Annotated in this window: 3 protein-coding genes and 1 pseudogene; all 4 read left to right on the plus strand. The window is 66.8% G+C overall.

From position 1 onward, the window contains the following. Positions 1 to 257 (plus strand): 50S ribosomal protein L7/L12 (gene rplL / locus FV228_RS12115; protein WP_147854851.1); only part of this gene is annotated, 257 nt, incomplete at its 5' end. A 244-nt stretch (positions 258 to 501) separates the two neighbouring features. Further along, the gene (gene rpoB, locus FV228_RS12120) at positions 502 to 4626 is read left to right on the plus strand and encodes a DNA-directed RNA polymerase subunit beta (protein WP_147854852.1); all 4125 of its coding nucleotides are present in this window, start codon (positions 502 to 504) and stop codon (positions 4624 to 4626) included. A gap of 172 nt (positions 4627 to 4798) precedes the next feature. Further along, a complete protein-coding gene (rpoC, locus tag FV228_RS12125) occupies positions 4799 to 9007 on the plus strand; it encodes a DNA-directed RNA polymerase subunit beta' (RefSeq protein ID WP_147854853.1) in 4209 nt (1402 codons plus the stop codon). A 236-nt stretch (positions 9008 to 9243) separates the two neighbouring features. After that, a pseudogene (locus FV228_RS12130) lies at positions 9244 to 9593 on the plus strand (cell wall hydrolase); the annotation flags it as partial.

The raw sequence follows: 9593 nt of genomic DNA on the forward strand, positions 1-9593 counted from the left end.
CCGCCGGCCCGGCCGCCGGTGGCGCCGCCGCCGCCGTCGAGGAGCAGACCGAGTTCACGGTCGTGCTCGCCGCCGCTGGCGACAAGAAGATCGAGGTCATCAAGGAGGTCCGCGCGATCACCGGCCTCGGCCTCAAGGAGGCCAAGGACCTCGTCGAGGGCGCTCCGAAGCCGGTCAAGGAGAGCGTCACCAAGGACGAGGCCGAGAAGCTCAAGGCCCAGCTCGAGAAGGCCGGCGCCAAGGTCGAGCTCAAGTAAGTCGCCGATGGGCCGGATCCGGCCCATCACCCCACGGAGGTCCATCGTGGGCCTATCGTGACTGGAGCCCGCGGGTGCAGCACCCGCGGGCTTTAGGCCGCTTCGGCGGAGGGCCCTGAAAACGGGCCAGAGAGATTCGGTTCGGTGGCGCGGTCCGGCGGGGCGCGCGTCACAGTCCGGTGCGGGAGGTCCCTTTCGGGAACGCTTCCCCGGGCGCGAGGCACGCGGGATGGAGCGAGTTCACATGGCCAACACGCTGGTCGGTCGCAAGCGCATTCGGAAGTTCTTCGGCAAGATCAAGGAAGTCGCCGAGATGCCGAACCTCATCGAGGTTCAGAAGGCATCCTACGACCAGTTCCTCATGGTCGACGAGCCGGAGGGCGGCCGCGGCGATGAAGGCCTCCAGAGCGTGTTCAAGTCGGTGTTCCCGATCTCGGACTTCGCCTCGACGGCCCTGCTCGAGTTCGTGCGCTACACCTTCGAGCAGCCGAAATACGACGTCGACGAGTGCCGCCAGCGCGGCATCACCTTCGCGGCCCCGCTGAAGGTGACCCTGCGGCTGATCGTGTTCGATGTCGATCCGGACACCCAGGCCAAGTCGGTCAAGGACATCAAGGAGCAGGACGTCTACATGGGCGACATGCCCCTGATGACGGAGAACGGCACCTTCATCGTCAACGGCACCGAGCGCGTCATCGTCTCGCAGATGCACCGCTCGCCGGGCGTGTTCTTCGACCACGACAAGGGCAAGACCCACTCGTCGGGCAAGCTCCTGTTCGCCGCCCGCATCATCCCGTATCGCGGCTCCTGGCTCGACGTCGAATTCGATGCCAAGGACATCGTGCACGTCCGCATCGACCGGAAGCGCAAGCTGCCGGCGACGTCGCTTCTCTACGCGCTCGGGCTGGACGGCGAGGAGATCCTGTCGACCTTCTACAACCGCGTGGTCTACGACCGCGACGGCGCCGAGTGGCGCGTGCCGTTCGACCCCGAGCGGATGAAGGGCATGAAGGCCACGGTCGACCTGATCGACGCCGATTCCGGCGAGGTCGTGCTCGAGGCCGGCAAGAAGCTGAACGCCCGCAACGCCCGCCAGATCACCGACAAGGGCACCAAGTACCTCAAGGCCACCGACGAGGATCTGGTCGGCCAGTACATCGCCGAGGACCTGGTCAACACCGAGACCGGCGAAATCTGGGCCGAGGCCGGCGAGGAGATCTCCGAGAAGCTCCTGAAGAGCCTCGACGAGGTCGGGATCATCGAGCTGCCGGTGCTCGACATCGACCACGTCAACGTCGGCCCCTACATCCGCAACACGCTGGCGGTGGACAAGAACTCCAACCGCGAAGGCGCGCTGTTCGACATCTACCGGGTCATGCGCCCGGGCGAGCCGCCGACCCTCGACACCGCCGAGGCGATGTTCCACTCGCTGTTCTTCGATTCCGAGCGCTACGACCTCTCCGCGGTCGGCCGCGTGAAGATGAACATGCGCCTCGACCTCGACGCCGCCGACACCGTCCGCACCCTCCGCAAGGAGGACATGCTGGCGGTCGTTAAGGCGCTGGTCGAGCTGCGCGACGGCAAGGGCGAGATCGACGACATCGATCACCTCGGCAACCGCCGAGTCCGCTCGGTCGGCGAGCTGATGGAGAACCAGTACCGCCTCGGGCTGCTCCGCATGGAGCGCGCGATCCGCGAGCGCATGAGCCAGGTCGATATCGACACGGTGATGCCGCAGGACCTGATCAACGCGAAGCCCGCGGCGGCGGCGGTGCGCGAGTTCTTCGGCTCGTCGCAGCTCTCGCAGTTCATGGATCAGACCAACCCGCTCTCCGAGGTGACGCACAAGCGCCGCCTCTCGGCGCTCGGCCCAGGCGGTCTGACTCGCGAGCGCGCCGGCTTCGAGGTGCGCGACGTGCACCCGACGCATTACGGCCGCATCTGCCCGATCGAGACGCCGGAAGGCCCGAACATCGGCCTGATCAACTCGCTGGCGACCTTCGCCCGGGTGAACAAGTACGGCTTCATCGAGACCCCGTTCCGCCGCGTGCGCGACGGCGTGGTCACCAATGAGGTCGCCTACCTCTCGGCCATGGAGGAGGCGAAGTACTACGTCGCCCAGGCCAACGCCCAGATGGACGAGAACAAGAAGCTGACGGAGGACCTCGTGGTCTGCCGCCGCGCCGGCGACGTGATCGTCGTGGGGCCTGAGCGCGTCGACCTCATGGACGTCTCGCCCAAGCAGCTCGTGTCGGTGGCCGCGGCGCTGATCCCGTTCCTCGAGAACGACGACGCCAACCGCGCCCTCATGGGCTCGAACATGCAGCGGCAGGCCGTGCCGCTGGTCCGCGCCGACGCGCCGTTCGTCGGCACCGGCATGGAGGCGGTGGTCGCCCGCGATTCCGGTGCCGCCATCGCGGCGCGCCGCTCCGGCATCGTCGATCAGGTGGACGCCACCCGTATCGTCATCCGGGCCACCGAGGAGGCCGACGCCACGAAGCCGGGCGTCGACATCTACCGCCTGCAGAAGTTCCAGCGCTCCAACCAGTCGACCTGCATCACGCAGAAGCCGCTGGTCCGCGTCGGCGAGCCGGTGAAGAAGGGCGAGATCATCGCCGACGGTCCCTCGACCGAGTTCGGCGAGCTGGCGCTCGGCCGGAACGTGCTCGTCGCGTTCATGCCGTGGAACGGCTACAACTTCGAAGACTCGATCCTGCTCTCCGAGCGGATCGTGAAGGATGACGTGTTCACCTCGATCCACATCGAGGAGTTCGAGGTGATGGCCCGCGACACCAAGCTCGGGCCGGAGGAAATCACCCGCGACATCCCGAACGTCTCCGAGGAAGCGCTGAAGAACCTCGACGAGGCCGGCATCGTCTACATCGGTGCCGAGGTGAATGCCGGCGACATCCTGGTCGGCAAGATCACCCCGAAGGGCGAGAGCCCGATGACGCCGGAGGAGAAGCTCCTGCGCGCCATCTTCGGCGAGAAGGCCTCGGACGTGCGCGACACCTCCCTGCGGGTGCCGCCGGGCGTCACCGGCACGATCGTCGAGGTCCGGGTGTTCAACCGCCACGGCGTCGACAAGGACGAGCGCGCCCAGGCGATCGAGCGCGAGGAGATCGAGCGGCTCGCCAAGGACCGCGACGACGAGCAGGCGATTCTGGACCGCAACACCTACGCCCGTTTGGCGGATGTGCTGATCGGTCAGGCGCCGGTGGCCGGCCCGAAGGGCTTCAAGAAGGACACCACGCTCACCCGCGAGCTGATCAACGACTACCCCCGCTCGCAATGGTGGCAGTTCGCCGTCATCGAGGACCGTCTCATGACCGAGATGGAGGCGATGCAGAAGCAGTACGACGAGTCGAAGAAGCGCCTGGAGCAGCGCTTCCTCGACAAGGTCGAGAAGCTGCAGCGCGGCGACGAGCTGCCCCCCGGCGTCATGAAGATGGTCAAGGTCTTCGTGGCGGTGAAGCGCAAGATCCAGCCGGGCGACAAGATGGCCGGCCGTCACGGCAACAAGGGTGTCGTATCGCGGATCGTGCCGATCGAGGACATGCCGTTCCTGGAAGACGGGACCCATGCCGACATCGTGCTCAACCCGCTGGGCGTGCCCTCGCGCATGAACGTCGGCCAGATCCTGGAGACCCATCTGGGCTGGGCGGCTGCGGGCCTGGGTCGCAAGGTCTCCAAGGCGGTGGATGCCTATCTGAAGTCGCACGACATCGCGCCGCTGCGTCAGGAGATGGAGGCGATCTACTCCCCGGGCGAACTCGACGGCCTGACCGACGAGGAGCTGGCGGAGGCCGGCAACAACGTCCGTCGCGGCGTGCCGATGGCCACCCCGGTGTTCAACGGCGCCAAGGAGGCCGACATCGAGCAGATGCTCGAGATGGCCGGCCTCGACCGCTCGGCGCAGTCGACGCTCTACGATGGCCGCTCCGGCGAGCCCTTCGACCGCAAGGTGACGATGGGCTACATCTACATGCTGAAGCTGCACCACCTGGTGGACGACAAGATCCACGCCCGGTCGATCGGCCCGTACTCGCTCGTCACCCAGCAGCCGCTGGGCGGCAAGGCGCAGTTCGGCGGTCAGCGCTTCGGCGAGATGGAGGTCTGGGCGCTGGAGGCCTACGGCGCCGCCTACACGCTGCAGGAGATGCTCACGGTGAAGTCGGACGACGTGGCCGGCCGCACCAAGGTCTACGAGGCGATCGTCCGCGGCGACGACACCTTCGAGGCCGGCATCCCCGAATCGTTCAACGTGCTCGTCAAGGAGATGCGCTCGCTCGGCCTCAACGTCGAGCTGACGTCCTCCAAGAAGGCCGCGAACGACCAGCTGGAGCCGCCGGCCGACGCCGCCGAGTAGCGGAGTCGCGACAACACCTCCCGTGGCGGCATCCAGCCGCCACGGTCGAGCAGGGAGGGGCGGGGCCTCCGGGTGACGACGGCCAGCGGCGCCTGAGCAGGGCGCGGCGCCGGATCTTTTTCAGGACACGGGGGCCCGGCGCGGGGCCACCGCCGTCAACAAGGAGCGGATCATGAACCAAGAGGTCATGAACCTTTTCAATCAGCAGGCCACCCCGGTCAGCTTCGATCAGATCAAAATTTCGATCTCGTCGCCGGAGAAGATCCTCTCCTGGTCGTACGGCGAGATCAAGAAGCCCGAGACCATCAACTACCGGACCTTCAAGCCCGAGCGCGACGGCCTGTTCTGCGCGCGCATCTTCGGGCCGATCAAGGATTATGAGTGCTTGTGCGGCAAGTACAAGCGCATGAAGTACAAGGGCGTCATCTGTGAGAAGTGCGGCGTCGAGGTGACGCTGGCGCGCGTCCGGCGCGACCGCATGGGCCATATCGAGCTGGCCGCCCCGGTCGCCCACATCTGGTTCCTGAAGTCGCTGCCCTCGCGCATCGGCCTTCTGCTCGACATGGCCCTCAAGGACCTCGAGCGGATCCTGTACTTCGAGTCCTACTGCGTCATCGAGCCGGGCCTCACCCCCCTCAAGGAGCGTCAGCTCCTGTCGGAGGAGGAGTACCTGCGCGCCCAGGAGGAGTACGGCGAGGACAGCTTCACCGCCATGATCGGCGCCGAGGCCATACGCCGGATCCTGCAGGAACTCGACCTCGACAAGATCGCCAACGATCTGCGCGAGGAGATCGCGGTCACCACCTCCGAGCTGAAGCCGAAGAAGCTCCTGAAGCGCCTCAAGATCATCGAGGCGTTCCAGATGTCCGGCAACAAGCCGGAGTGGATGATCCTCACCGTCGTCCCGGTGATCCCGCCGGACCTGCGCCCGCTGGTCCCGCTGGATGGCGGCCGCTTCGCCACCTCCGACCTGAACGACCTCTACCGCCGCGTCATCAACCGCAACAACCGCCTGAAGCGGCTGATCGAGCTGCGCGCCCCCGACATCATCATCCGCAACGAGAAGCGGATGCTGCAGGAGGCCGTGGACGCACTGTTCGACAACGGCCGCCGCGGCCGCGTCATCACGGGTGCCAACAAGCGCCCGCTGAAGTCGCTCGCCGACATGCTGAAGGGCAAGCAGGGCCGGTTCCGCCAGAACCTGCTCGGCAAGCGCGTCGACTACTCGGGCCGCTCGGTCATCGTGGTCGGCCCCGAGCTGAAGCTGCACCAGTGCGGCCTGCCGAAGAAGATGGCGCTCGAGCTGTTCAAGCCGTTCATCTACGCGCGGCTGGACGCCAAGGGCTTCTCCGCAACGGTGAAGCAGGCGAAGAAGCTCGTTGAAAAAGAAAAGCCGGAGGTCTGGGACATCCTCGATGAGGTGATCCGCGAGCACCCGGTGATGCTGAACCGCGCGCCGACCCTGCACCGCCTCGGCATCCAGGCCTTCGAGCCGAAGCTGATCGAGGGCAAGGCGATCCAGCTGCACCCGCTGGTCTGCGCCGCGTTCAACGCCGACTTCGACGGCGACCAGATGGCCGTGCACGTCCCGCTGTCGCTCGAGGCGCAGCTGGAAGCCCGCGTCCTGATGATGTCGACCAACAACATCCTGCACCCGGCCAACGGTCAGCCGATCATCGTGCCGTCGCAGGATATCGTGCTCGGCCTCTACTACCTGTCGATCGTGGCCGAGGGCTCGAAGGGGGCGTTCAATCCGGACAACCCCAAGAACCCGATGCAGGGCGTCTTCGGCGACATGGGCGAGCTGGAGCACGCGCTCGCGGCCAAGACCGTGTCGCTGCACACCAAGATCAAGTGGCGCTGGAACGGCATCGGTCCGGACGGCGAGCCGCTGACCAAGACCTACGACACCACGCCCGGCCGGGTGATCCTATCCGGCGCGTTGCCGAAGCACGCCAAGGTTCCCTTCGACGTTGTCAACAAGCTGATGACCAAGAAGGAGATCTCGGCGATGATCGACACCGTCTACCGCCACTGCGGTCAGAAGGAGTCGGTGATCTTCTGTGATCGGATCATGGGCCTCGGCTTCAACCACGCGTTCAAGGCCGGCATCTCGTTCGGCAAGGACGACATGGTCGTGCCGGACAACAAGTGGTCGATCGTCGACACCACGCGCACGCTCGTGAAGGACTACGAGCAGCAGTACAACGACGGCCTGATCACCCAGGGCGAGAAGTACAACAAGGTCGTGGATGCCTGGGCCAAGTGCTCGGACAAGCTGGCCGCCGAGATGATGAACCGCATCTCGAGCGTCCAGAAGGACGAGAACGGCGCCGACAAGCAGGTCAACTCGATCTACATGATGAGCCACTCGGGCGCCCGTGGCTCGCCCGCCCAGATGAAGCAGCTCGCCGCCATGCGCGGCCTGATGGCTAAGCCGTCGGGCGAGATCATCGAGACGCCGATCATCTCGAACTTCAAGGAAGGTCTGGACGTGCTGGAGTACTTCAACTCCACGCACGGTGCCCGTAAGGGCCTCGCCGACACCGCCCTGAAGACCGCCAACTCCGGCTACCTGACCCGCCGCCTCGTCGACGTGGCTCAGGACGCGGTGATCCGCGAGGTCGATTGCGGCACGACCAACGGCATCAAGATGCGCGCCATCGTGGATGCCGGCCAGGTCGTGGCGACGCTGGCGACCCGCATCCTCGGCCGCGCCACGGCCGAAGACCTGGTCTCGGCCGACGGCACGGTGATCGTGAAGACCGGCGAGACTATCGAGGAGCGGCACCTGCCGGCCATCCAGGCGGCGGGCATCCAGGAGGTGAAGATCCGCTCCGTGCTGGTCTGCGCCACCCGGAGCGGCGTCTGCGCCACCTGCTACGGGCGCGATCTCGCCCGCGGCACGCCCGTCAACATGGGTGAGGCGGTCGGCGTCATCGCGGCGCAGTCGATCGGCGAGCCGGGCACCCAGCTCACCATGCGCACCTTCCACATCGGTGGTGCGGCGCAGATCGCCGACTCGTCGTTCATCGAGTCGAGCTTCGAGGGCACGATCAAGATCCGCAACCGCGCGATCGCCAAGAACACCGATGGCGACCTGATCGCCACCGGCCGGAACGTGGCGGTCGTGATCGTCGGGTCGGACGGAGTCGAGCGGGCGGTCCACCGCCTGCAGTACGGCGCCAAGCTCCGGGTCGACGAGGGCGACAAGATCAAGCGCGGCCAGCGGATCGCCGAGTGGGACCCCTACACCCGTCCGATCCTCACCGAGGTCGACGGCATCGTGGCCTACGAGGATCTGGTCGACGGCCAGTCCATGACCGAGACCACCGACGAGTCGACCGGCATCGCCAAGCGCGTCGTCGTCGACTGGCGCGGTTCGGCCCGGACTTCGGACCTGAAGCCCGCCATGGTGGTGGTGGACCGGGACGGAAAGCCCGTGAAGCTGCCGCGCGGCTCGGATGCCCGCTACTTCCTGCCCGTCGATGCCATCATTGGCTTCGATCCGGGCGGCAAGGTGCAGGCCGGCGACATCCTGGCCCGCGTCTCGACCGACTCGGCCAAGACCCGCGACATCACCGGCGGTCTGCCGCGGGTGGCGGAGCTGTTCGAGGCACGGCGCCCGAAGGACGCGGCGATCATCGCCGAGAAGTCGGGCACCATCGCGTTCGGCCGCGACTACAAGAACAAGCGTCGTCTCACGCTGACGCCGCATGACGGCTCGGAGGCGGTGGAATACTTGATCCCGAAGGGCAAGCACATCCACCTGCAGGACGGCGACGTGGTGGAGCTCGGCGACTACATCGTCGACGGAAACCCGGCGCCGCACGACATCCTGGCGATCAAGGGCGTGGAGGAACTCGCGGCCTACCTCGTCAACGAGATCCAGGAGGTCTACCGGCTCCAGGGCGTGTCGATCAACGACAAGCACATCGAGGTGATCGTCCGGCAGATGCTGCAGAAGGTCGAAGTGACCGACGGCGGCGACTCGGACATCCTGGCGGGCGACCAGATCGACCGCACGGAGTTGACCGAGTTCAACGATAAGCTGCTTGCCGAGGGCAAGAAGCCGATCCAGGGCGTTCCGGTTCTGCTCGGCATCACCAAGGCGTCCCTGCAGACGAAGTCGTTCATCTCGGCGGCCTCGTTCCAGGAGACGACCCGGGTGCTCACCGAGGCGGCGGTCAACGGCAAGGTCGACCATCTGGAAGGCCTCAAGGAGAACGTCATCGTCGGCTCGCTCATCCCAGCGGGCACCGGCTCGATGGTGGCCGACATCCGCGCCGTGGCGCGCCGTCGCGATGCGATGATCCTGCAGCAGAAGCAGGCCGGCAGCGCCGCGGATCCGATCGAAGGGCTCCCGCCCGCCGCCGAGTGACCCCGCGTCACGCGCGACAGGCTTGAGATGAGACAGGGCGGCCTCCGGGCCGCCCTTTTTCGTGGCCCGCGCTCGGATCGGGCCGCCGGGCCGAAACCGGGACGGCCGTCGAGGAGCGAACTTAACCGGGGCTCAACCATGCCGGGCGATAAATCCGCGTCGGCCGCCGGAACGCCCTGGAAACGGGGAGGATCGCGCCGGCGGTGGTGCATCGGTGCGGGTCTGAAGCCGTGGGCGTGAGACGAGGACGACGGGAATCGAGCCTGCGCTGGCTCTCGGCCGCCTTGACGCCCTGGATGGCGGGGCTCGGCCTGCTGGTCTCGTTCACGGCCGATGCCGGAACCGAGAACGCGATCGGATCGAGTCGGCTCGGGGCGATCGACGCCTTCACGGTCCCGGCCCTTCCGCCCGGCACTGCGCTGATCGGTTCCGCGCTGCGGCGTAGCGCCGACGAGCCGCTCCAGGCCGTGTTCAAGACCGGCGCCCACGTGTTCCCGGTGGTGCAGCGCCAGACCAAGGGCGACCCGTTCCAGCCGCCGGCCGGGAGCTTCGCCCGCCGGGCCGCCGCCCTGCGCGAGACCGGGGC

Source organism: Methylobacterium sp. WL18 (assembly GCF_008040015.1).
GTDB classification, from domain to species: Bacteria; Pseudomonadota; Alphaproteobacteria; order Rhizobiales; family Beijerinckiaceae; genus Methylobacterium; species Methylobacterium mesophilicum.